The sequence below is a fragment of the Rhodoferax sp. RT5P35 genome, assembly GCF_056521385.1.
In genome coordinates, this window is the sequence record NZ_JBWMAX010000011.1 from 39,238 (window position 1) to 60,998 (window position 21,761).

Here is a 21,761-nt window from a genome sequence, read left to right on the forward strand (position 1 = left end):
ATGCCCACGGCACTTGAGGACATGGAATGAACTTTTCAGGCTTTGTGGTCCAGCTGCTCAATGGGCTGGCCGGGGCATCGTCGATGTTTCTGGTGGCTGCGGGCCTGTCGCTGATTTTTGGCGTGACCCGCATCGTAAATTTTGCCCATGGCTCCTTTTTCATGGTCGGCACCTACGTGGCGTATTCGCTGGTGGAGCACCTGGGCACCCGCCTGGGTTTCTGGCCCGCCGTATTGCTGGCGGCGGTAGCGGTGGGTGTGCTAGGTGCCTTGCTGGAAATGCTCGTGCTACGGCGTATTTACAAAGCCCCGGAGCTGTTTCAACTGTTGGCCACTTTTGCGCTGGTGCTGGTGATCAAAGATGCCGTGCTGTGGCTCTGGGGGCCAGACGAGTTGCTGGGCCCGCGTGCGCCCGGTCTGTCGGGCGCTGTGGAAATTCTGAGCCGGCAGTTTCCGTCCTACGATGTATTTTTGATTTTTGTCGGGCCGATTGTGCTGGGCCTGCTCTGGCTATTGCTTACCCGCACCCGCTGGGGCACCCTGGTGCGCGCCGCCACGCAAGACCGCGAGATGGTCAGCGCACTGGGTGTCAACCAGGCCTGGCTGTTCACGGCAGTGTTTGCCCTGGGGGCCATGCTGGCCGGCCTCGGCGGGGCCTTGCAGTTGCCACGGGAACCGGCCACGCTGGAGATGGATCTGAACACCATCGGCGCGGCCTTCGTGGTGGTGGTGGTAGGCGGCATGGGGTCCATCCCCGGTGCCTATGTGGCGGCGCTGCTGATCTCTGAAATCAAGGCCGTTTGCATCTGGCTGGGTGTGGTCGAGATCATGGGTTACAGCCTGTCGTTTTCCAAGCTGACCCTGGTAGTCGAATTTTTGGTCATGGCCGTGGTGCTGGTGGCCCGGCCCTGGGGCCTGATGGGACGGCCCCAGCCCGCCAGCCGCTACGTTGGCATGCAGGAAGAGCCCTTGCGCCGCGCCAGCAAAACCTATTGCGTCGCGGCTGCGGTGCTGGGCCTGGTGTTGCTGGCCTTGCCCTTGCTCACTGCCGGTTCACCGTACACCACAGTGCTGATGATCGACCTGCTGGTGGCCGCCCTGTTTGCCGCCAGCCTGCACTTCATCATGGGGCCAGCGGGTATGCATTCCTTCGGCCACGCGGCCTACTTCGGTCTGGGGGCTTACGGCGCGGCGCTGCTGGTGCGCAGTACCGGCATGCCGATGGAAGTGGCGTTGATCGCCGCGCCATGGGTGGCCGCGCTGGGCGCGCTGGTCTACGGCTGGTTTGCGGTGCGGCTGTCGGGTGTGTACCTGGCCATGCTGACCCTGGCGTTTGCGCAGATCACCTGGGCCATCACCTACCAGTGGGATGCGTTCACCGGCGGCAGCAATGGGCTTACCGGCGTCTGGCCGTCGGAGTGGCTGTCGGACAAACAACATTACTACTACCTCACTCTGGTGCTGGTGGCGGCAGGCGTACTGTGGCTGCGCCGGGTGCTGTTTTCGCCGTTTGGCTATGCCTTGCGGGCCGGGCGTGATTCGGCCTTGCGTGCCGATGCGATTGGCATCAACGTCAAGCGCATGCAGTGGTTGGCCTTTGTACTGGCCGGTGGGGCGGCGGGCTTGGCCGGGGCCTTGTACGCGTTTTCCAAAGGCAGTATCTCGCCCGAAACCCTCAGCGTGGGCCGCTCGGTCGACGGCCTGGTGATGGTGCTGCTGGGGGGCATCCAGACCCTGGCCGGGCCGGTGGTGGGTGCCGTCACCTTCACCTGGCTGCACGACACCGTAGCCCGCAACACCGACTATTGGCGCGCCACGCTGGGCGGCATCATCCTGCTGCTGGTGCTGCTGTTTCCGCAGGGCATTGCCGGTTTTACCCAGCAGCTGTTTGCGCGCCTGCGCCGCGTACCGGAGGGCAAGCCATGAACAACATACCGTTGCTGAAAGTCACCGGCCTGGGCAAGTCCTTTGGCGGCAACAAGGCCGTGGATGGCATCGCCTTCGAGCTGGCCGCCGGTGAGCTGCTGGCGCTGATCGGCCCCAACGGCGCGGGTAAGTCCACCACCTTCAACATGGTCAACGGCCAGCTCAAGGCTGACCGCGGTTCGATCCAGCTGAACGGCCAGGAGCTGGTAGGCCGCAAGCCGCGCGATATCTGGCGCATGGGCGTGGGCCGCACCTTTCAGATTGCCGAAACCTTTGCCTCGCTCACCGTGGTGGAAAACGTGCAAATGGCGCTGCTGTCGCAGGCGGATAAGCTGTTTTCCCTGTGGCGGCGGGCGGCGGACTTTCAGCGTGACGAAGCCCTGCATCTGCTCGACCAGGTCGGCATGCGCGCCCAGGCCGACCGGCCCTGCAATGTGCTGGCCTATGGCGACGTGAAGCGCGTGGAGCTAGCCATCGCCATGGCCAATGCGCCGAAGCTGCTGCTGATGGACGAGCCCACCGCCGGTATGGCCCCCAAGGAGCGCAACGACCTGATGGCCCTGACCAAGCAGCTGGTGGTCGACCGCGGCATGGCCGTGCTGTTTACCGAGCACAGCATGGACGTGGTGTTCGCCTACGCCGACCGCATGATCGTCTTGGCACGCGGTCGCCTGATCGCCGAGGGCAAGCCGCTGGAGATCCGCGACCACCCCAAGGTGCAGGAGGTCTACTTCGGTACCGGCAAGACATTCGAGAAACCCGCCCTGGCGGTGGAAAAGGTGGCCTGATGGCAGTGCAAACCCCAAACTCCACGGCAGCCTTGCTGGATGCCCAAGGCCTGTGCGCCTGGTACGGCGCGGCCCAGGTGCTTTACGGCGTGGACCTGAACGTGCAGCGCGGCGAAGTGGTGGCCTTGATGGGCCGCAACGGTGCGGGCAAATCTACCACCCTCAAGGCCGTGATGGGCCTGCTGGCCAAGCGCCAGGGCCGCGTGCAGTTCATGGGGCACGACATCTCCAGCAGCGAGCCGCACCACGCCGCCCGCTTGGGCCTGGGCTATGTGCCCGAAGACCGGCGTATCTTCACCGACCTGTCGGTGCTGGAGAACCTGTCTGTCGGCCAGCAGCCGCCGCGCCGCTGGGCCGACGGCACAGCGGCCCCGCTGTGGACGCCTGAGCGGCTGTTCACGCTGTTTCCCAACCTGGGCGAGATGCCGCACCGCCCCGGCGGCCAGATGAGCGGCGGCGAGCAACAGATGCTCACCGTGGCCCGCACCCTCATGGGCAACCCGTACCTGGTGCTGCTGGACGAACCCTCCGAAGGCGTGGCCCCGGTCATCGTCGAGCAGATGGCGCACATGATCCTGGCACTGAAGGCCCAGGGCGTGAGCATCCTGCTGTCCGAGCAAAACATGCACTTCGCCGAGCTGGTGTCCGACCGCGCCTACGTACTCGAAAAAGGCCAGATCCGCTACCAAGGCCCGATGCGCGATCTCGCCGCGAACGACGAAGTACGCCGCGCCTATTTGAGTGTGTAGGTGCATGCCCACGCTCACCGTCAACGGCCACCCCCACCCGCTGCCTAAGCGTGGCGCCACCCTGCTGCACCTGCTGCGCAACGATCTGGCCCTGAACAGCCCCAAGTACGGCTGCGGCCTGGGCGAGTGCGGGGCCTGCACGGTGCTGGTGGATGGTGTGGCGGCGCGTGCCTGCGTGATCCCGGCGCAGGGCGTGGCTGGGCGTGACATCACCACGCTGGAAGGCTTGCGCACGGCCCAGGGTTTGCACCCGGTGCAGCAGGCCTTTTTGGACACCCAGGCCGCCCAGTGCGGTTACTGCCTGAACGGCATGGTGATGGTGGCCGTGTCGCTGCTGCAGCACAACCCGCAGCCCACCGAGGCCGAGATCCGCGCCCAGCTATCCCACAACCTGTGCCGCTGCGGTACGCATGTGGAGATACTGCGGGCCGTGCAGCGCGCCGCTGTCTTGCTGGCGGCATCCGTATGAGTATGCGGGCCCAGGATGCGCTGACCCGCGCCGACTTCCATGCGGCCAGCGGCGTGCTGCTGGTGGTGCGCCACCCGCCGCCGGTGCCGCCACCCGCACCCGGCCAACCGGCAGCGGTGCATGCCAACCCGGCCGAAGGGGTGGAGATTCTGCTGGCCGTGTGGGACGACGGCAGCGTCACCGCCCTCAATGGCCACGTCGATCTGGGCACCGGCATCCGTACCGCGCTCACCCAGGTGGTGGCCGAAGAGCTGGACCTGCCCATGGAGCGCATCCACATGGTGCTGGGCGACACGGCGCGCGCGCCCAACCAGGGTGCCACCATCGCCAGCGCCTCGTTGCAAATCCATGCCGAGCCGCTGCGCCGCGCCGCCGCCCAGGCCAAGGCCTGGCTGGCCCAGCGCGGCGCGCCCAGCATTTTTGAGGCGCTGGCAGGCCAGCATGTGCAATTGTTGCTGGACCTGCACGCGCCGGTCAAAGACCCCAAGGACTACCGCACCGTCGGCCAGTCGGTCCCGCGCGTGGACATGCTGGACAAGCTCACCGGCGCACTGGTGTTTGTGCATGACATGCGGGTGTCCGGCATGCTGCACGGCCGGGTGGTGCGCCCGCCGTATGCAGGGGCCGACCATGGCGACTTCATCGGCAACACGCTGCAGTCGGTAGACGAATCCAGCATCGCCCACATCCCCGGCATCCGCGCGGTGGTGGTGCTGCGCGACTTCGTCGGCATCGTTGCCGAGCGCGAGGAACAGGCCGAGCAGGCCCTGCGCGAACTGCGCGTGCACTGGAAGCCCTGGCCCGGCATGCCGGATCTGCGCGATGTGCAGCAGGCCATCCGCAACAACCCGCGCACCACCCGCACGCTGGTGGACGAGGGCGATGTGGATGTGGCGCTGGCGGCAGCCGCCCAGTCGATGCCGCGCACCTACGTCTGGCCGTACCAGATGCATGCGTCGATTGGGCCGTCGTGTGCGGTCGCCGATTGGCAGGGGGCGCAGCTCACCGTCTGGGCCGGCACGCAAAATCCGCATGTGCTGCGCTTCGATTTGTCGCGTTTGATGGGCCTGCCCGACGTGGCCATCAACGTCATCCGCATGGAAGCCGCCGGTTGCTATGGCCGCAATGGCGCCGACGATGTGGCGGCCGATGCAGCCCTGCTGTCGCGTGCCGTGGGCGCGCCGGTGCGGGTGCAGCTGACACGCGAGCAAGAACACCTGTGGGAGCCCAAGGGCGCGGCCCAGTTGATGGAAGTGCAGGGCGGTCTGAATGCCGATGGCTCGCCTGCCGCCTACGATTTCCAGACCTCGTATCCGTCCAACGGCGCGCCCACTCTGGCCCTGCTGCTGACGCGCAGCATCGAGCCGGTGGCCCAGGCCTTCGAGATGGGCGACCGCACGGCGCGCCCGCCGTACAGCTATGACAACCTGCGCGTCAGCGTGCACGACATGCCGCCCATCGTGCGCGCCTCCTGGCTGCGCGGCGTGTCAGCATTGCCAAACTCGTTCGCTCACGAGTCCTATATCGACGAGCTGGCCACCGCCGCCGGTGTGGACCCGGTGGATTACCGCCTGCGCTACCTCCACGACCCGCGCGCCGCCGAGCTGGTGCGCGCCACTGCCGACAAGGCCGGCTGGAAGCCGCACACCCAGCCGCAGCTGCAGCCCGCGCAGGGCGACTGGCTTACCGGCCAGGGCTTCGCCTACGCCCGCTACAACCACAGCAAATGGCCGGGCTACGGCTCGGCCTGGGCCGCCTGGGTGGCCGATGTGGAGGTGAACCGCGCCACCGGCGAGGTGCATGTGCGCCGTGTGGTGGTGGGGCACGATGCCGGCCTGCTGGTGAACCCTGCCGGTGTCGATCACCAGATCCACGGCAACGTGCTGCAAACCACCAGCCGCGCACTGAAGGAAAAAGTGCAGTTCAGCCCCGGCACCAATACCGTGGCCAACCAGGAGTGGGGTAGCTACCCGATCCTGAACTTCCGCGAAGTGCCGGTGATCGAGGTGCTGCACATGCCGCGCCCCGGCGAACCCGCATTGGGTGCGGGCGAATCCTCGTCGGTGCCCGGCACGGCGGCGATTGCCAACGCCATTTTTGATGCCACCGGCGTGCGCTTTCGCGAGCCACCGTTTACCCCCGAAACCGTGCGTTTGGCATTAAATGTGCCTCCGGCGCATGTTCCGCCCACGCCTGTTGCTATTAATTCAGGAGTAAATGCTGCCGAACTAGCCCGCCTGCCTTGGCCCCCACGCCGCGCGCTGTGGGCCAGCGCGGGCGCGCTGCTGGCGGGCGTGGTCGGCCTGGGCGCGGCGCTGTTCGGTGGCCGCGCCGCCATCGCGCCCAGCCTGCAGACCGGTCCATCCGCCTACACCGCAGCCACCATAGAGCGCGGCCGCCAGTTGGCCGCCGTGGGCAACTGCGTGGGCTGCCACACTGCACCCGGCGGCCAGCCCAACGCGGGCGGCCTGGCAATACACACGCCGTTTGGCACGGTCTACAGCACTAACCTCACGCCCGACCCGCAAACCGGCATTGGCCAGTGGTCGTATCCGGCCTTCCAGCGCGCCATGCGCGAGGGCATTGGCCGCGATGGCCGCCAGCTCTACCCCGCCTTTCCGTTCACCGCCTTCGCCAAAACCCGCGACGAAGACCTGACTGCGCTCTACGCCTACCTGCAGGCCCAGCCCGCCGTCCAGGCCGCCACGCCACCCGCGCAGATGCGTTTCCCGTTCAACCTGCGCCCGCTGATGGCCGGGTGGAACGCGCTGTACCTCGATGCCACGCCCTACCAGCCCCAGCCCCAGCAAAGCGCCGAATGGAACCGCGGTGCCTACCTGGTCAACGGCCTGGGCCATTGCGGTGCCTGCCACACGCCGCGCAACGCCCTGGGCGCAGAGCGGGGCGGCAGCGCCTACCTGGCCGGGGCGCTGGTCGACGGCTGGGAGGCCCCGGCCCTGACCGCGCTGTCCAAAGCGCCCGTGCCCTGGAGCGCCGACGCGCTCTACAGCTACTTGCGCCAGGGCCACACCCCCGAGCACGGCGCAGCCGCAGGCCCCATGGCCCCGGTGGTGCGCGCGCTGGCAGCTGTGCCCGATGCCGACATCCGCGCCATAGCGGGCTATCTGGCTAGCTTCCAGACCGAGGCCACACCCCAAACGAATTCCCAGGCTGTCGTTCAGCAAGCCACCCAGGCCGCCCCCTTGCCGGGTGCCGCCCAGCGGCTGTTCGCCGGTGCCTGCGGTGCCTGCCACCACGACGGCGACGGCCCGCGCCTGCTGGGTGTCAACGTGCCGCTGGCGCTGAACAGCAATCTGCACAGCGACCGCCCAGACAACCTGCTGCAAACCATCCTGAACGGCGTGCAGGAGCCTGCGGGCCGCGATGTCGGCTTCATGCCCGCCTTTCGCCACAGCCTGTCGGACGCGCAGGTGGCCGAGCTGGCGGGCTATATGCGCCAGCGCTTTGCGCCGGACAAGGCCGCGTGGGCGGATCTGCCGCAGGCGGTGGCGCGGGTGCGGGGCCCGTAGCGTTACAGGCGCGTGGACTGGGTGCTCTTATTTTTATAACTAATAGTGCAGATATCCATTGCGCTAGAGCACGATTGCATTCAAATGATTGCGCCAGGTGCGCGTACAGCAGCCCTTCGCGCTTTACCGCACCCGGTCAACCGCAAACCAGGCCTGCATCTCCTCCCGGCTCGGGAAGCTGGCCTGCGTGCCTCTGCGCGTGACGGTCTGCGCGGCGGCCCACTGCGCGCATTGCAGTGCATCACCCAGGGAGAAGCCGCGTGCCAGGGTGGCGGCCAGGGTGCCGCACAGCGCGTCGCCCGCACCGGCGGTGTCGATGGCCTGGGTGGGCAGCGCGGGCAGGTGCTGTGTGCCGGTGCTGTGGCGCAGCAGCACGCCGTCAGCCCCCAGGGTGGTGCAGACGGTGCGCGCGCCGGCCCGGTACAGGGCTTCGGTGGCGGCCTCGGGGCTGCTGCTGCCGGTTAGCTCTGCGGCTTCCACGCGGTTGACCACCAGCACATCCACATCGCCCAGCATGCTGCGGCTATCGAAGTGCACCGGACCGGGGTTGAACAGGGTGCGGCGCTGGTGCTGGCGTGCGTGGCGCAGGGTTTGCACGGTAATGTCCGCTCCCAGGTTGCCTTGCAGAAGCACCCAGTCGCCCACCTGGGTGGCGCGCAACAGCGCCTGCAGGTCGGGGCGGTACTGGGCGGCGGCGGTGTTGCGGGTGGCGATGGTGTTTTCACCCTGCGGGTCCACGGTGATGACCGAGAGGTCGGTGGCGCAATCCAGGCGGGTGATGTGTTGCGTCGCGATGTGCTCCGCGGCCAGTTGGGCCAGAAACCGATGGCCCGCGTCGTCCTGGCCCAGGGCGGCAAACAGCAGCACCGGCACCCCGCTGCGGGCCGCCATGACGGCCTGGTTCGCGCCCTTGCCGCCAAAGTCTTGCAGGCTGCTGTGCACCAGCAGGGTTTCGCCTGCGCGGGGCAGATGGGGTACCGACAGCAGCAGATCCATGGCCGCATTGCCCACTACGCAGACCTGCACGGTCGGTATGGTCATGGGGCCGGAGTGGAGGTGGCCACCCAGTCGTCGAGGATGGCGCGGTACAGGTCGACCGCCTGGTGCAGCCGGTCGATGCGGAAGTACTCGTCGGTCTTGTGCGCCATTTCGGCCTCGCCGGGGCCGAGGATGATGGTGGGCGGGTAGCCGGTGGCGGGGGTGAGCACGGCGGCATCGGTGAAGTACTGCACCGTGCGCGGGCCGGTGGCATGGCCGTTGTAGGTGGCGGCCAGCAGGGTCATCCGGGTCACCCAGGAGTGGGTGGGGTCGGAGTACAGGGGCGGCAGGTCTATCAAAGGCGACAGTTCGATGCTGCCCAGGTGCTGGTGCAAACGCTGCGTCAGGCAGGCGTGGGCAATGCCGGGCACGGTGCGGATGTCGATGCTGAAGTCGGTGCGGTCGGGCACCGAGTTGGTGTTCAGACCGCCCTGGATGGTACCCACATTCAGTGTGGGCGCGCCCATCACCGGATGCGCCTCGCCGACGCTGAACTGGCGGATTTTTTGCAGCGCCTCGGCCGCCAGATAGATGGCGTTGATGCCCTCGTGCGGCATGGCACCGTGCGCCGTGACCCCGCGCGCCGTACCGCGCAGCCACAGCGCCCCTTTGTGGCCGATCAGTACCCGGTTGCCGGTGGGTTCGCCCACCAGCAGCGCACCCAGGGGGCGCAGCAGGGCGGGGTCGGCCAGCAGGGCCTTGGCACCGTCGCAGCCGGTTTCTTCGCCACCGGTCAGGATCAGTTGCAGGCCGTGGCTGCGGCGCAGCGCATCCACCCGCGGGATGCAGGCGGCGATGAAGGCTGCAATGCCCGCCTTCATGTCGCTGGTGCCACGCCCGTAGAGCTTGCCGTCCGCAACGTCGCCAGCGTAGGGGTCGTGGGTCCAGGCGGCGGTGCCCAGCGGTACCGTGTCCAGGTGGCCGGTAAAGCCCAAGGGCGCGCCGCCGGTGGCCCCGGCCACGCTGGCAAGCAAGTTGAAGCGCTGCGCGCCGAACCGGTGCAGTTGGGTGGCGAATCCGGCCGCCTCTAGCAACTGGGCCAGAAAGCGCGCGCAGTCCTCTTCGTCGCCAGGCGGGTTGACGGTGTTGAAACGCACCAGTTGGCGGGTCAGTTCTACCGGGTCGATGGACTGCATGGCGGTACCTTGCAATAGGTGGAATGGGTGGGGAGTGCTATCGCGCGGTCAGCCAGTCCAGGCTGTTGATCCAGAGCTGGCGGTAGCCTGGCCAGCTAGAGAACTCGGGCGGCAGCCAATGGTGCGACATGTCGCTGGTCCAGGCCAGCGTGCGGCCCTGGCCAAATTCTCCGGCCACCAGCAGCGGGTGGCCGGTGTCGGGCACGCTGGCGAGCACGCTGGCACCGGGCTTGACCAGCACCTCGTTGTAGCCCAGCAGGTGCGGCCAGTCGCTGCCCAGTCCGGCCACCACGGGGTGCTGTGCCACGATCTGCGGCGTAAAGCCTTCGGGCACCTCGATACGGTCGTCGTAGGGCAGGCAGGCCACCGGCAGGGTTTCTTCCACCGGCGTGTTGCGGTAGCGGGCGCTGCCGTTGATGCCCTGGAAGCTCAGGTAGCCGCCCACCATCATCAGCCCGCCACCGGCACGCACGTATTCGCGCAGCAGCTTCAGGCGGTTCGGCGTGCGCTGGCTCTTGGCCCAGGTGTCGGGGTGCAGCAGCAGGGTATTGGCTCCGATGTCGGACAGGATGATGGCCTGGTAGGCCATCAGGTCTTCCAGAGACAGGGGGAAGTCTTCCTGTGCCTCGTGGCTGGGCATGTGGGTAATGCGGTAATCGCTGTCGACCAGGCAGCCCAGAAAGGCCTCTGCGCCGTTGTGGTACGTGACCGTGGGGAACTGGTCAAAGCCTTTGATGTGGGTGGCGGTGCTGGTCCAGGTTTCGCCTGCCAGCAGTACGGATTTCACCATTGTTTTCTCCTGTGGATGGGGCCATGCAGCACAGTCTGTGCAGGCCTTGTGTCAAAAAATTGTGCTTGCCAGCATTTGCTAGTGCCAGCCAGCACTAGGTCTGGCGCGAGAACACCCGTGCCGGGTTGTGGACTATCAGGGTCTCCAGTTGCGCCTCGGTCACGCCGTGTCGGCGTAAGCGGGGCAGAAAGTGTTTGAGGATGTAGCCGTAGCCATGGCCGCCATACCGCGTCAGCATGGTTTTGAGGAACACATCTTGCGAGACCAGCACCCGGTGGATGCAACCGGCCTGGATCAGCGCGTGGATGGCGTGGGCGTTGTCTTCGTCCGAAGGGCATTGCGCATCTTCTTCCGGGTAGTAGTAGTCCATGCCGACCATGTCGTATTCCAGCCAGGCACCGCGCGCCGCCAGCGCGTGCTGGTAGGCGGTGTCGCGGTGGCTGGGGTTCATGTGGCACAGCACGGTGTGGTTCAGGTCTGCGCCCTCGGCTTCCACGATGTCCAGTACCCGGTGCCCGAGCCGCGCCCAGCCCGGCAGGTGCACAGACAAGGGCACCTGGGTGGCAGCGCTGGCCCGCGCGGCGGCGCGCAGGGATTTTTCTTCGTTGGCGGTAAAGGCTGCGGACACGCCGATTTCGCCAATCAGGCCGGCCACCACCGCGGGCTGGGTGCTGGCACCGCCGACCTCGAACACCAGTTGCTCGGCCAGTTCGTCAATCGACTGGCGGTTGACGTAGGCTGGGTGCGATGGCTCTAGGTAGAAGCCGGTGGACATGACGATGTTCAAGCCGGTGCGCCGGGCGATGCGTTGCAGGGCCAGCGGGTCGCGGCCAATGCCCAGGTTGGTCGGGTCTACCACGGTGTTGCCGCCTAGTTCGCGGAACAGCATCAGCTCCTCTGCGGCCAGATCGGCATCGAAGAGCTGGCAGTTGTCGCGGTTCATCAGCGGGTTCATGCGCAGCGCACCGAGGATGCCCATGTGCACTTTTTGCTCGCCGATATGCCGGTCGCTGCAGCAGGTGGGGGCCACCCATTTGCCCGCCGCGTCGATCAGTATGTGCTCGTGCATCAGCGTGACACCCATGTCCCCGACTGGTATCGGCCCCAGCACCGTCATCACCTGGCCGCTGTCCACGCCGATGGGCAGGACCGCGCCACTGCGAAAAATAGAGTCGGCCATGGTTTAGCCTTGGCTGCGCCGTTGGGGCGTGAAAATGCGGGTGTTCAGCCAGATCGCCAGCAGCATGATGGCCCCCTGGAGGATCTGCGTGTAGAACGGCGACACATGGATGAGGATCAGCCCGTTGCCCAGCACGGCGATGGTCAGTGCGCCCAGCAAGGAGCCGAGGATGGTGCCGCTGCCGCCAAACAGATTGGTGCTGCCCAGTACCACCGCCGCAATCACCGCCAGCTCGAAACCCACACCCTGGTTGGACGAGCCGCTGCCCAGCCGGGCGGTGATGATCAGACCCGCCAGGGCCGCTGCGGCCCCGCTGAGCATGTAGACCTTCAGCGTTACGCTGCGGATATCCACGCCAGCCCGGCGCACCCCTTCCGCATTGGTGCCAATGCCCACCACGTAGCGCCCAAAGCGGGTGTGGCGCAGCGCCACCCAGCCCGCAAACAGCACCAGGGCGGCCACCAGTGCGGGCAGGGGAATGCCCAGTAATTTGCCCCGGCCGAGTTCGACGAACCAGCCCGTGCTGTCCACCGCCACCGAGTAGCCCTGCGTGACCAGCAAGGCAATGCCGCGCACCACCGACAAGGTGCCCAGTGTGACGATGAAGGCCGGCATGCCCGCATAGGCAATGAAGTAGCCGTTGATGGCGCCTACGGCGATGCCCAGGGCCAGGCCCCCGGCGATGACCACCATGTCGGGCACACCTGCCTGCAGCGCAATCGCCGACAAGGCACCGACCAGCGCCAGGGTGGAGCCGACCGAAAGGTCGATCCCGCCGGTGGTGATCACCAGCGTCATGGTGGTGGCCACGATCAGCAGCGGCGCACTTTGGCGCAGGATGTTGAGCAGGTTGCCGGAGGTCAAAAACGTGTCGGTGGACAGCGTAAAGGCCAGCGTGCAGCACAGAAAAAACGCGGCAATGCTGGCCACGCCTGCGTTCTGGCCGAGCAGCAGTTGCAGGGCCGGGTGCGGGCGCTTCTGGGGGGCATCGGATGCAGGGGGCATTTCGGCGGTCATTTCAGCGGTCGTGTCCATGGTCAGTGTGCGACAAGCGGTTGGGCCGAGCGGGCCATGAATTTGTGGCCCACGATGAGGTTCACGATCTCTTCCAGGTTGGTGTCTTCAATGCGCCGGTCGGCGATGTTCTGGCCTTCGTACATCACGGTGATGTGGTCGCACACCAGGAACAGGTCTTGCAGCCGGTGGCTGATCAAAATCACACTGACACCGCGTGCGCTGATGGTGCGGATCAGCTTCAGCACCGCCTCCACCTCGGCCACCGCCAGGGCGGCCGTGGGCTCGTCCATGATCAGCACTTTGGGGTTGAAGGACACTGCCCGCGAGATGGCAATGGCCTGCCGCTGCCCGCCGGACAAATGCTCCACCGCCAGCCGGGTGTTCGGGATGCGGATACCCAGCCCGTCGAGCATGGCCTGGGCATCGTGGTGCATTTTGGCGTGGTCCAGCACCTGCACGCCACACACCCGGCGCACCGGTTCGCGGCCCAGAAACAGGTTGCCCGCCACGTCCACCGTATCGCACAGCGACAGGTCCTGGTAGACCATTTCAATCTGGTGTGCACGGGCATCGCCGGGGTCGGAAAAGCGCACCGCCTGGCCGTCGATTTCAATCTGGCCCGTGTCCGGGATCACGGCACCCGACAGCACTTTCGAGACGGTGGATTTACCCGCCCCGTTGTCGCCCACGATGCCCAGCACCGCCCCCGGCGCGACCTCCAGGTTGACCCCGCGCAGGGATCGGATGGCGCCGTAGCTTTTGGTGATGTTGTGCATGCGTACGCGTGCAGGCACTGCCGTGCTGTCCATGGTGTTCCTTTGTTTACCGCCAGGTGAGGCATATACCGTGCCGCGTAGCCAGGGCTAGGCTGTGGCTGGGTTGTGGCTGTTTGGCACGGGGATCGGTTTACTTGAATGCCGCGCGGTACTTGCCCACGTTGGCTTTTGTCACGATGGTCACTGGCACCGCAATATTCTTCTCGAAAGGCTGGCCCTTCAAAATCTTCACGGCAGCGTCGATGGCGGCCTTGCCTTCCCCGGCAGGATCTTGCTGGACCACGGCGGTGACAAAACCGGCATCCAGGCCTTTGATGGACTGGGGGCTCAGGTCCCAACCGATGATCTTCACGCGCTGGGTGGCGTTTTGTGCCACGGTGGCGGCCACCAGGCCGATCAAGGCCGGTTCTCCCGTGGCGTACACCACTTGCAAGCCGGGGTTGCCGGAAATCAGGTTTTCAGCCGCGGTTTGGGCCTGGTCCTGCACGTTTTTGCCGTCTACTGTGGCGGTCACGGTGGCACCTGGGGCATCGGCCAGACCGGCCTTGAAGCCGTCCAGGCGCAGGTTCTGGATGAACGAATTCAGCGCACCGACCACGCCGACCTGGGCTTTGCCCGCCAGGTTGGTTTTGACGTAGTTGGCCGTGTACTTGCCAATGTCCATGCCCACCTGCTTGTTGTCCACGCCCACTTGCACCGCGTTGTCGCCGTTGATGACCGCATCGATGGCGATCACCGGGATACCGGCCTTCTTGGCTTCGGTGATGGCGGGTTTGATGCCGTTCACGTCGATGGCCACCACCAGAATCGCGTCCACCTTTTGCTGGATGTAGGTTTCAATCGCGTTGCTTTGGGCGGTGGGGTCGTCGTTGGCGTTGAAGATGGTCAGGTCCACACCGGCGGCTTTGGCGGCATCTTTGGCACCTTGGTTCATTTGGGTGAAGAACAGCGCCTCCTGGTTGATCTGCACCAGAGCGATTTTTTTCTTCTCTGCGGCGACCGCCCCCACGGTCGTACCCAGCATGGCGGCCGTGCATACAAGCACGGCGATCTGACGGAAATTCAGAATGAAACGCATCACCTACCCCTTTGTGTTGGACGGGCCCACCTCCGGGCGCTTGCGCCGCCAGTGGAGCCCTTTGCATGGACCGAAAAACCTCCCCAAGGAGGCCACCCAAACCACATTTACCTATTTAGTAAACCGGTTTACTAAAAGTTTATGGGAAATTTTTTCGTGCGTCAATACATGCAAAATAAAAGTGTTGGGCGTTCGTTCCCGCCATGCCGCAGGTGGGCCAGGACCAGGACTAGGGTGCGGTGCGCGGCGGCCCCACCGAGGCCCGCTGTACCAGCTGGATCGGCAAACGCTGGATGGCGGGCTGCCGCAGCGAAGCCGGGCTGGCCTGGCCGGAGAGCATCTTGATGAGCATGCCGACGCCGGTGCGTCCCATATCCCGGGCCGACTGGCGCAGCGTGGAGATGGGCGGCATCAGCAGGCTGGCAAATTCCATGTCGTCGAACCCGATGAGCGACATGTAGCCGGGCACGTCCAGCGCCCGGTCGCGCAGGGTTTCCAGAATGCCCACAGCCAGATAGTCGCTGGCGGCAAACACGGCGGTGGGGGGCTGGGCCAGCGCCAGCAGCTCAGCGGCGGCCTGTTGGCCAAACTTGCGGTCGTAGGTACCAAACCACACCAGCTTGGTATCGAAGGGAATATGGGCTTCGTTCAAGGCACGCTGGTAGCCTGCCAGGCGTTCGCGCACGCTGAACAGCTCGGACGGACCGGTGACGTGGGCAATCCGTTGGTGGCCCGCCGCAATCAGGTGCCGGGTCGCCTGGTAGCCGCCGCCCACATTGTCCACAAACACTTTGGGCACGTCGGCGCCGGGCACGTCCTCGTCGATCAGCACAATATTGCTGCGGCCGCTGATGAGGTTGCGCAGCGAACCATCGTCGGGCCGGTTGGTGACGAAGACCAGCCCGTCCAGATGCTGGGTGTCCAGCCAGCGCAGGTAGAGTTTTTCGCGCTCCAGCTTGTTGCGCGTGATGCACAGCGCCAGGCCGTAACCTGCCTCGGAGACGGCTTCTTCGACCTCGTCGGCGAGTTCGGCAAAAAACGGGTTCGCCACATCGGGCATGGCCAGGCCAATGGTTTCGCTGCTGCCCAGGCTGAGGCGGCGGGCCAGGCTGTTTTGCCGGTAGTTCAGCGCGACCACGGCTTCATCGACGCGCTTTGCGGTTTCCGGTAGCAAAGTCAGGCTGCGGTTCAGATACCGCGAAACCGTTGCCTCGGAGACGTTCGCATGCTCGGCAACATCGCGAATCGTGGACACTTTTGCCAATTGGAATTTCCCTTTATTTCTGGCAGTTTACTGCCAGAGAGGGCGCTGCCCGCCGGGCGGCATGGGGCTTGCATACATATTCGATGCTTCAGTTTTTGTAGCTACTCGTGCTTGTGGAATATGCGCTGGAGCCGTATTTTCTTAGAATTTCTCAGCGACTCACCAGCCGTCGCGTGATGCACTGCCCCACCACCTGCCCTATTACCTGCGCCAAGGCGTGGTTTGACGCTTCTCTAGACATCCCCGCGCCCGCGCCAAATCTTCCACCGTATCCACATCCAGCACGCACCCCGCGTCCAGTACTACGATTTCTGTAGCTGCTTGCGTAGGCAGAATATGCGCTGCACCCCGATTTCCTTTTAAATTGGCCAACGCCTCCCCGCAGGCCGCCGCAAAGCGTACCGGGTGCCCGCGCTGTCCTTCAAACACCGGCACCAGCATCTCCGTCGGCATGGGGGCTGTGGCGACGTGCCACAGGGTTTGCGCCTGCACCAGCGGCAAATCGCCTGGCAGCACCAGCCAGCCCGGCGCATTCCGCGTGGCCCGCACGGCAGCGGCGATGCTGTCGCCCATGCCGGGGTGGCCTGCGTCCTCCACATGCCAGCGCAAACCACTGGCCCGTACGGCGGCCAGGGTGCGTTGCAGCACGCTTGTGCCGCCCAGGTCGGCCTGCAGTTTGTGGCCGCTGCCGCCGGAGGCTGTAAACCGCTCGCCGCGCCCGGAGGCCAGCACCAGCACCACCGGCAAGTGCTCAGCGATGGGCTCAGCGATGGATTCAGCCATGGGCCGTGCCATGGGGTGCGGCCACGGCATTTTTGACCTGGATGATCTCCGCCAGGATGGACACCGCAATCTCCGCCGGGGTGCGCGCGCCGATGCGCAGGCCGACCGGCCCGTGCAGGCGTTCCAGCTGCGCGGCACCCAGGCCAAAGTGGTCGGCCAGGCGCTGTGTGCGGCTGGCCTGGTTGCGCTGCGAGCCTAGCGCGCCGACGTAGAAGGCGTCGGAGGCCAGGGCTTCGATCAGCGCCATATCGTCTAGCTTGGGGTCATGGCTGAGGGCAACGATGGCCGTGTGGGCATCGGGCGGCAGGGACCGCACGGCATCGTCGGGCATGCCGTCCACGCGCCGCACGCCGGGGGGCAGCGGCTGGACATAGGCATCGCGCGGGTCGCAGACCAGCACTTCGAAGTCCAGCGCGGTAGCCATGGCGGCTACGGCGTGCGAGAGCTGCCCGGCGCCGACCAGCAGCAGCCGCCAGCGCGGTCCGAACAGGGTGGTCAGGGTCTGGCCGTCAAACGCCAGGGTCTGGCCGCGCGTGGCGGCGTGCAGTTGCACGGCACCCGTGGCCAGGTCCAGCGTGCGGGCGACCAACTGGTGGGCGGCGGTGCGTTGCAGCAGCGTGGTGATCCAGCCGGTGTCGGTCAGCGGTTCTTGCACCAGTCGCAGGCTACCGCCGCAAGGCAGGCCGACCCGGGCGGCGGTGGCATGGCTTATGCCGTAAGACAGCAGGCTGGGCAGAGCCGAGGCGGGCAAGCGCTGGGTGTGCAGGTCGTCTTCGACGCAGCCGCCCGACACCGACCCGCTCACCAGTCCGTCGCCGCGCAAGGCCAGTAGCGCTCCTGGCGGGCGGGGGGCGCTGCCCCAGGTTTCCACCACGGTGAACAAGCACACGGCATGTCCGGCATGCCGCCAAGCCAGGGCATCGCCCAAAACGCGTAAATCCAGACTTTCCATGCGGGAATAGTAACGTGCCGTCCACCGCACAGCTGCCGGTTTGTGCGCCCTGTGCGCTGGGGCTACCCGCCTGGCAGGACCCTAAAGCCAGTTAAACTCAAGGGTTTTAGCGTGTGCCCGATGGGCACGCAGCCCTTCTCTCCAAAACTCCCCATGTCTGCATTACCTACCCCAGCCGCGCCCGCAACTTCTTTGGCCACCGGCGATGCCGCCCTGCTGCGGGAAGTGGCCGAGCTGGTGGTGACTGCGCTGAACCTGGAAGTGGCCGCTGCCGATATCGCCCCCGATGCCCCGCTGTACGGCGACGGCCTGGGCCTGGATTCGATCGACATCCTGGAGGTGTCGCTCAGCGTGTCCAAGCAATACGGCTTGCAATTGCGCGCCGACCACGAAGACAACGCCCAGATTTTCAGCTCCCTGCGCAGCCTGACCGACCATATTGCGGCCCAGCGCACCAAGTGATTGCGCCGACCTTTGCCCGCTGGATGCGCTGGGGCAAAGTCGCCGGGGGCGTGGCGCTGTGCCTAGCCTATTCGCTGCTGGCGCACCTGGCCAGCGTGCACCCGGAGCCCGGCGTATGGCAGGTGCTGACAGCCCTGTTTCTGGTGCTGGTGCTGGCCGTGTCCCTAGCCTGGCGCTCGGCGCACCGCTGGCCGATGCTGGCCCTTTGCGTGGCCGGGGCTGCGATGCTGCTCAGCATGGGTGACTGGCTGCGGCTGCACTACCACTGGCTTTTCTTTTTGGAGCATGCAGGCATGCAGAGCCTGCTGTGTATCGCTTTTGGCCGCACACTGGCTGCGGGCCAGACGCCCCTGGTGTCGCGCTTTGCCACCGTGGTGCACGGCCCGCTGTCGCCGCCGTTGCAGCGCTACACCCGTGGGGTCACCTGGGCCTGGACGCTGTACTTTGGTCTGATGGCCAGTCTGTCGGTGCTGCTGTTTAGCTTTGCACCCATGGCCTGGTGGTCGGGCTTTGCGAATCTGCTGGGCCTGCCCTTGATGGCCTTGATGTTTGTAGGCGACTACCTGGTGCGCCGCTGCGTGCTGCCACCCGAGCAGGTCACCGGCATTTGGCAGGCCGTGCAGGCTTACCGCCAAGTGGGCACGCCGCCCTTGCACTGATGGAGCCCGTTTTGACTTTCCCCCTGGTGGCGCACGCCCATTTGAGCGACGTGGTGGCCACCCGCCGCTTCAGCAGCACCGACCATCACCGCATCACCGTGGCCCGCTTTGTGGCCGACGTGGCGCAGCTGGTGGCCGTGCTGCCCGTAGGCGACCACGTGCTCAACGCCTGCGCCGACCGCTACCACTTCGCCGTCGGCCTGGCTGCAGCCATGGTGTCGCGCAAGACCAGCCTGCTGCCGTCCACCCACACGCCCGAGATGGTGCGCCAGATGCGGGTGTTTGCCCCCGACGTGTTCTGCCTGAGCGACGGCCCTTGCACCATCGATCTGCCGCAGTTTGTGTATCCCACGGCCTGGGTGGCCCCCGATGCACCGGTGGCTGCCGTGCCGCAGATTCCGGCCGACCAGACCGTGGCCTTTGTGTTTACCTCCGGCTCCACCGGCCTGCCCGTGCCGCACCGCAAGACCTGGGGGGCCTTGGTGCGCAATGTGCGGGCCGAGGCCGAGCGGCTGGGATTGGTGGATGGGGTGGTGCACAGCATCGTCGGCACCGTGCCGCCGCAGCACATGTACGGCTTTGAATCCACCCTGCTGGTGGCTTGGCAAGGCGGCTCGGTGTTCAGCGCCGACCACCCGTTTTACCCCGCCGACATCTGCAGTGCGCTGGCCCGGGTAGACCGGCCCCGTGTGTTGGTCACCACCCCGGTGCATTTGCGCGCCTTGCTGGATGCGGGGTTGGAGATTCCGGCGTTGGACCTGGTGGTGTCGGCCACCGCGCCCTTGTCACCGCAGTTGGCACAGGCCGCCGAGGCCGCGCTGCACATGCCGCTGCTGGAGATTTACGGCTCCACCGAAACTGGCCAGGTCGCCACCCGGCGCACTGCGCACGGGGCCGAATGGCAGTTGTTTCCCGGGGTGCAATTGACCGCGCAAGACGGCGGCACCTGGGTCTCGGGCGGCCATGTGGAGCAGCCGGTGCCCATGGGCGACGTGCTGGAGCCGTTGAGCGCCACGCATTTCCTGCTGCACGGGCGGATTGCCGACCTGGTCAATATTGCGGGCAAACGCAGTTCGCTGGCCTACCTGGACCACCAGCTCAACGCGATTGCCGGGGTGCAGGACGGCGCTTTTTACATGCCCGAAGAACGCGACTTTGAGGGCGTGACCCGGCTGATGGCCTTTGTAGTGGCCCCGGGTTTGACGCAGGCGGCTCTGCTGGGCGCACTGCGCGAGCGCATCGACCCGATTTTTCTGCCGCGCCCGCTGCTGCTGCTGGGTGAGTTGCCCCGCAACAGCACCGGCAAGCTGCCGCGCGAGGCCTTGCAAGCGCTGGCAAACCACCTCCAAAGACCCCCGCATGCTGTTTGAAACCACCTGGGCTGTCGCGCCAGACCACCCTGCGTTTGCCGGGCACTTCCCCGGCGCGCCCATCCTGCCCGGTGTGCTGCTGCTGGACGCGGTGCTGCTGTGGGCCGAGACGGTGACCGACAGCGTGGCGGGCACTATTGGCAACGCCAAGTTTTTAAGCCCGGTGCGCCCTGGCGAGGTGCTGAACATGATTCTGGAGTCCACCACGCCGGGCAGCGCCCGCTTTGACATTACCTGCGGCGGCCGCAAGGTGGCGACGGGCCAGTTGGCGCTGACTGCTGGTGCCCCGCCATGAGCGACCCGTCTACCCACTGGAAGCAGCGTCCGGAGCGCAGCAATATGCCGATGCTGCGACTCATGACCTGGATCTCGCTGCGGCTGGGGCGGCGCATGGCGCGTGGCATTCTGTACGGCATTGCGGGCTATTTTTTGCTGCTGTCGCCCTCGGCGCGGCGGGCATCGCGGCAGTACCTGGGCCGGGTGCACCCCGGCCAGCGGGTTGGCTGGAGACTGCAGTTCCAGCACTTCATGGCCTTTGCCTCGGTGATCCACGACCGGGTCTACTTGGTCAACGACCGGTTTGATTTGTACGACATCCGCCTGCATGGCCAGCAACTGGTCCACAGCGTGTTGGACCAGAAAAGGGGCGCGTTCATGCTGGGGGCCCATCTGGGCAGCTTCGAGGTGCTGCGCGCCGTGGGCCAGCAGCAGCCGGGCCTGCGGCTGGCGATGGTGATGTTCGAAGAAAACGCCCGCAAGATCAACGCTTTGCTACACGCCATCAACCCCGCCGCCCACAGCCACATCGTGCCGCTGGGCAAGGTGGATTCGATGATGGTGGTGCACGAGCTGCTGGAGTCGGGCGCGGTGGTGGGCATTCTGGCCGACCGCTCGCTGGGCAGCGACAGCACCCGCAGCCTGCCGTTTTTAGGCGCTGCGGCGGCGCTGCCGGTGGGACCGTTTCGCATGGCTGCGATCCTGCGCCGCCCGGTGTTGTTCATGGTCGGCCTGTACGGCGGCGGCAACCGCTACGACATCCACTTTGAAACCGTAGCCGACTTCTCGCAGATCCCGGCGGGCGGGCGCGAAGCCGCCGTGCAGGCCGCCATGGCGCGGTATGTGGAATTGCTGGAAAAATACTGCCACGCCGCGCCGACCAACTGGTTCAACTTCTTTGATTTCTGGCAACCCCCGGCCACCCCCATCCTGAGCACATGATGCCCCCATTCTTTCGATCGCTTGCGGCCCTGGCCTTGGGTTGCGCTGCGCTGTCGGCCCACGCGTGGGACCTGGCGCAACTGATGCAATCCCTGGCCCGCAATACCTCGGGCCGGGCCACGTTTACCGAACAAAAATTTATCGCCCTGCTGGACAAGCCCGTGCTGTCGTCCGGCGAGCTGCTCTACACCGCCCCGGATCGACTAGAAAAGCGCACCTTGCTGCCCAAGCCCGAAACCCTGGTGCTGGACGGCGACACCGTGACCGTGGAGCGCGGCAAGCGCCAGTACGTGCTGCGCGTCAAAGACTACCCCGAGCTGGGCGTGTTTGTGGAGAGCATCCGCGGCACGCTGGCGGGCGACCGGGCCTCTTTGGAGCGCCTGTACCAGTTGACGCTGGACGGCAGCGAAGCCCGCTGGACCTTGGTACTGCGCCCACTGAACCCCAAGATGCTGGCCGTGGTGCAGCGCATCACCATGCAGGGCGAACGCGCCGAGCTGCGCAGCATCGAGGTGGAGCAGGCCGATAAAGACCGCTCGGTGATGCGCATCGACAACGCCGCCGCGCCATGACGCAA

19 protein-coding genes and 1 pseudogene are annotated in these 21,761 nt (G+C 66.1%); 10 read left to right on the plus strand and 10 right to left on the minus strand.

The genetic code is table 11. The features are described 5' to 3' along the window. Positions 1-26: 26 nt before the first annotated feature. From AC097L_RS17280 to AC097L_RS17300, 5 genes are read left to right on the plus strand one after another with little or no spacing between them, the layout of a single operon-like run. Positions 27-1,925 (plus strand): ABC transporter permease, encoded by a 1,899-nt coding sequence (locus AC097L_RS17280; RefSeq protein WP_479587775.1) that lies wholly within the window; start codon positions 27-29, stop codon positions 1,923-1,925. Positions 1,926-1,930: 5 nt separating this feature from the next. Further along, on the plus strand, positions 1,931-2,713 hold the full coding sequence (locus AC097L_RS17285; RefSeq protein WP_479587901.1) for an ABC transporter ATP-binding protein: 783 nt from the start codon (positions 1,931-1,933) through the stop codon (positions 2,711-2,713). Beyond that, positions 2,713-3,462, plus strand: coding sequence for an ABC transporter ATP-binding protein (locus AC097L_RS17290; protein ID WP_479587776.1), 750 nt, complete (start codon positions 2,713-2,715; stop codon positions 3,460-3,462). The genes AC097L_RS17285 and AC097L_RS17290 overlap by 1 nt, the downstream gene beginning before the upstream one ends. Before the next feature lie 4 nt (positions 3,463-3,466). Next, positions 3,467-3,931, plus strand: coding sequence for a (2Fe-2S)-binding protein (locus AC097L_RS17295; RefSeq protein WP_479587777.1), 465 nt, complete (start codon positions 3,467-3,469; stop codon positions 3,929-3,931). After that, positions 3,928-7,461, plus strand: a complete 3,534-nt coding sequence (locus AC097L_RS17300) for a molybdopterin cofactor-binding domain-containing protein (protein ID WP_479587778.1) — start codon at positions 3,928-3,930, stop codon at positions 7,459-7,461. The genes AC097L_RS17295 and AC097L_RS17300 overlap by 4 nt, the downstream gene beginning before the upstream one ends. A 123-nt stretch (positions 7,462-7,584) precedes the next feature. Here AC097L_RS17300 and AC097L_RS17305 read toward each other — a convergent pair whose 3' ends face one another. From AC097L_RS17305 to AC097L_RS17350, 10 genes are all read right to left on the minus strand, one after another. Beyond that, entirely contained in the window at positions 7,585-8,502 is a 918-nt protein-coding gene (locus tag AC097L_RS17305) for a ribokinase (RefSeq protein ID WP_479587779.1), read from the minus strand. Next, positions 8,499-9,635: a M20 family metallopeptidase gene (locus tag AC097L_RS17310; protein WP_479587780.1), complete on the minus strand. Its 1,137-nt coding sequence runs from the start codon at positions 9,633-9,635 to the stop codon at positions 8,499-8,501. Before AC097L_RS17310 ends, AC097L_RS17305 begins: the two co-directional genes overlap by 4 nt. A gap of 37 nt (positions 9,636-9,672) precedes the next feature. Beyond that, positions 9,673-10,425: a glutamine amidotransferase gene (locus AC097L_RS17315; protein WP_479587781.1), complete on the minus strand. Its 753-nt coding sequence runs from the start codon at positions 10,423-10,425 to the stop codon at positions 9,673-9,675. Between the two features lie 94 nt (positions 10,426-10,519). Beyond that, entirely contained in the window at positions 10,520-11,605 is a 1,086-nt protein-coding gene (locus AC097L_RS17320; protein WP_479587782.1) for a phosphotriesterase family protein, read from the minus strand. Positions 11,606-11,608: 3 nt separating this feature from the next. Next, on the minus strand, positions 11,609-12,640 hold the full coding sequence (locus AC097L_RS17325) for an ABC transporter permease (protein WP_479587783.1): 1,032 nt from the start codon (positions 12,638-12,640) through the stop codon (positions 11,609-11,611). 2 nt (positions 12,641-12,642) lie between these two features. Then, positions 12,643-13,431, minus strand: a complete 789-nt coding sequence (locus AC097L_RS17330; RefSeq protein ID WP_479587784.1) for an ATP-binding cassette domain-containing protein — start codon at positions 13,429-13,431, stop codon at positions 12,643-12,645. A gap of 97 nt (positions 13,432-13,528) precedes the next feature. Next, on the minus strand, positions 13,529-14,476 hold the full coding sequence (locus AC097L_RS17335) for a substrate-binding domain-containing protein (protein WP_479587785.1): 948 nt from the start codon (positions 14,474-14,476) through the stop codon (positions 13,529-13,531). Positions 14,477-14,705: 229 nt separating this feature from the next. After that, entirely contained in the window at positions 14,706-15,731 is a 1,026-nt protein-coding gene (locus tag AC097L_RS17340) for a LacI family DNA-binding transcriptional regulator (protein ID WP_479587786.1), read from the minus strand. A gap of 210 nt (positions 15,732-15,941) precedes the next feature. After that, complete coding sequence (locus tag AC097L_RS17345; RefSeq protein WP_479587787.1) at positions 15,942-16,523, minus strand: nucleotidyltransferase family protein; 582 nt, start codon at positions 16,521-16,523, stop codon at positions 15,942-15,944. Next, on the minus strand, positions 16,516-17,475 hold the full coding sequence (locus AC097L_RS17350; protein ID WP_479587788.1) for an XdhC family protein: 960 nt from the start codon (positions 17,473-17,475) through the stop codon (positions 16,516-16,518). Before AC097L_RS17350 ends, AC097L_RS17345 begins: the two co-directional genes overlap by 8 nt. A 153-nt stretch (positions 17,476-17,628) precedes the next feature. Between AC097L_RS17350 and AC097L_RS17355 the strand changes: the two genes are divergently transcribed. The 5 genes and pseudogenes from AC097L_RS17355 to AC097L_RS17375 all read left to right on the plus strand — a co-directional run bounded on the left by AC097L_RS17355 (position 17,629) and on the right by AC097L_RS17375 (position 21,756). After that, complete coding sequence (locus AC097L_RS17355; RefSeq protein ID WP_479587789.1) at positions 17,629-17,937, plus strand: phosphopantetheine-binding protein; 309 nt, start codon at positions 17,629-17,631, stop codon at positions 17,935-17,937. Beyond that, positions 17,934-18,596: a COG4648 family protein gene (locus AC097L_RS17360; RefSeq protein ID WP_479587790.1), complete on the plus strand. Its 663-nt coding sequence runs from the start codon at positions 17,934-17,936 to the stop codon at positions 18,594-18,596. The genes AC097L_RS17355 and AC097L_RS17360 overlap by 4 nt, the downstream gene beginning before the upstream one ends. Continuing rightward, positions 18,596-20,261, plus strand: a pseudogene (locus tag AC097L_RS17365) (AMP-binding protein). The gene AC097L_RS17360 and the pseudogene AC097L_RS17365 overlap by 1 nt, the downstream one beginning before the upstream one ends. Next, positions 20,258-21,184: an LpxL/LpxP family acyltransferase gene (locus AC097L_RS17370; RefSeq protein ID WP_479587791.1), complete on the plus strand. Its 927-nt coding sequence runs from the start codon at positions 20,258-20,260 to the stop codon at positions 21,182-21,184. Before AC097L_RS17365 ends, AC097L_RS17370 begins: the two are co-directional and overlap by 4 nt. Then, a complete protein-coding gene (locus AC097L_RS17375; protein WP_479587792.1) occupies positions 21,181-21,756 on the plus strand; it encodes a LolA-related protein in 576 nt (191 codons plus the stop codon). Before AC097L_RS17370 ends, AC097L_RS17375 begins: the two co-directional genes overlap by 4 nt. The last annotated feature ends 5 nt before the right edge of the window (positions 21,757-21,761 follow it).

What these genes read in the sequence shown, in the direction of transcription:
- AC097L_RS17280 (WP_479587775.1), top strand. Translation starts at nt 27, where the DNA reads ATGAACTTTTCAGGCTTTGTGGTCCAGCTGCTCAATGGGCTGGCCGGG.
- AC097L_RS17290 (WP_479587776.1), top strand. Translation starts at nt 2,713, where the DNA reads ATGGCAGTGCAAACCCCAAACTCCACGGCAGCCTTGCTGGATGCCCAA.
- AC097L_RS17295 (WP_479587777.1), top strand. Translation starts at nt 3,467, where the DNA reads ATGCCCACGCTCACCGTCAACGGCCACCCCCACCCGCTGCCTAAGCGT.
- AC097L_RS17300 (WP_479587778.1), top strand. Translation starts at nt 3,928, where the DNA reads ATGAGTATGCGGGCCCAGGATGCGCTGACCCGCGCCGACTTCCATGCG.
- AC097L_RS17305 (WP_479587779.1), bottom strand. Translation starts at nt 8,502, where the DNA reads ATGACCATACCGACCGTGCAGGTCTGCGTAGTGGGCAATGCGGCCATG.
- AC097L_RS17310 (WP_479587780.1), bottom strand. Translation starts at nt 9,635, where the DNA reads ATGCAGTCCATCGACCCGGTAGAACTGACCCGCCAACTGGTGCGTTTC.
- AC097L_RS17315 (WP_479587781.1), bottom strand. Translation starts at nt 10,425, where the DNA reads ATGGTGAAATCCGTACTGCTGGCAGGCGAAACCTGGACCAGCACCGCC.
- AC097L_RS17320 (WP_479587782.1), bottom strand. Translation starts at nt 11,605, where the DNA reads ATGGCCGACTCTATTTTTCGCAGTGGCGCGGTCCTGCCCATCGGCGTG.
- AC097L_RS17325 (WP_479587783.1), bottom strand. Translation starts at nt 12,640, where the DNA reads ATGGACACGACCGCTGAAATGACCGCCGAAATGCCCCCTGCATCCGAT.
- AC097L_RS17330 (WP_479587784.1), bottom strand. Translation starts at nt 13,431, where the DNA reads ATGGACAGCACGGCAGTGCCTGCACGCGTACGCATGCACAACATCACC.
- AC097L_RS17335 (WP_479587785.1), bottom strand. Translation starts at nt 14,476, where the DNA reads ATGCGTTTCATTCTGAATTTCCGTCAGATCGCCGTGCTTGTATGCACG.
- AC097L_RS17345 (WP_479587787.1), bottom strand. Translation starts at nt 16,523, where the DNA reads ATGGCTGAATCCATCGCTGAGCCCATCGCTGAGCACTTGCCGGTGGTG.
- AC097L_RS17350 (WP_479587788.1), bottom strand. Translation starts at nt 17,475, where the DNA reads ATGGAAAGTCTGGATTTACGCGTTTTGGGCGATGCCCTGGCTTGGCGG.
- AC097L_RS17355 (WP_479587789.1), top strand. Translation starts at nt 17,629, where the DNA reads ATGTCTGCATTACCTACCCCAGCCGCGCCCGCAACTTCTTTGGCCACC.
- AC097L_RS17370 (WP_479587791.1), top strand. Translation starts at nt 20,258, where the DNA reads ATGAGCGACCCGTCTACCCACTGGAAGCAGCGTCCGGAGCGCAGCAAT.
- AC097L_RS17375 (WP_479587792.1), top strand. Translation starts at nt 21,181, where the DNA reads ATGATGCCCCCATTCTTTCGATCGCTTGCGGCCCTGGCCTTGGGTTGC.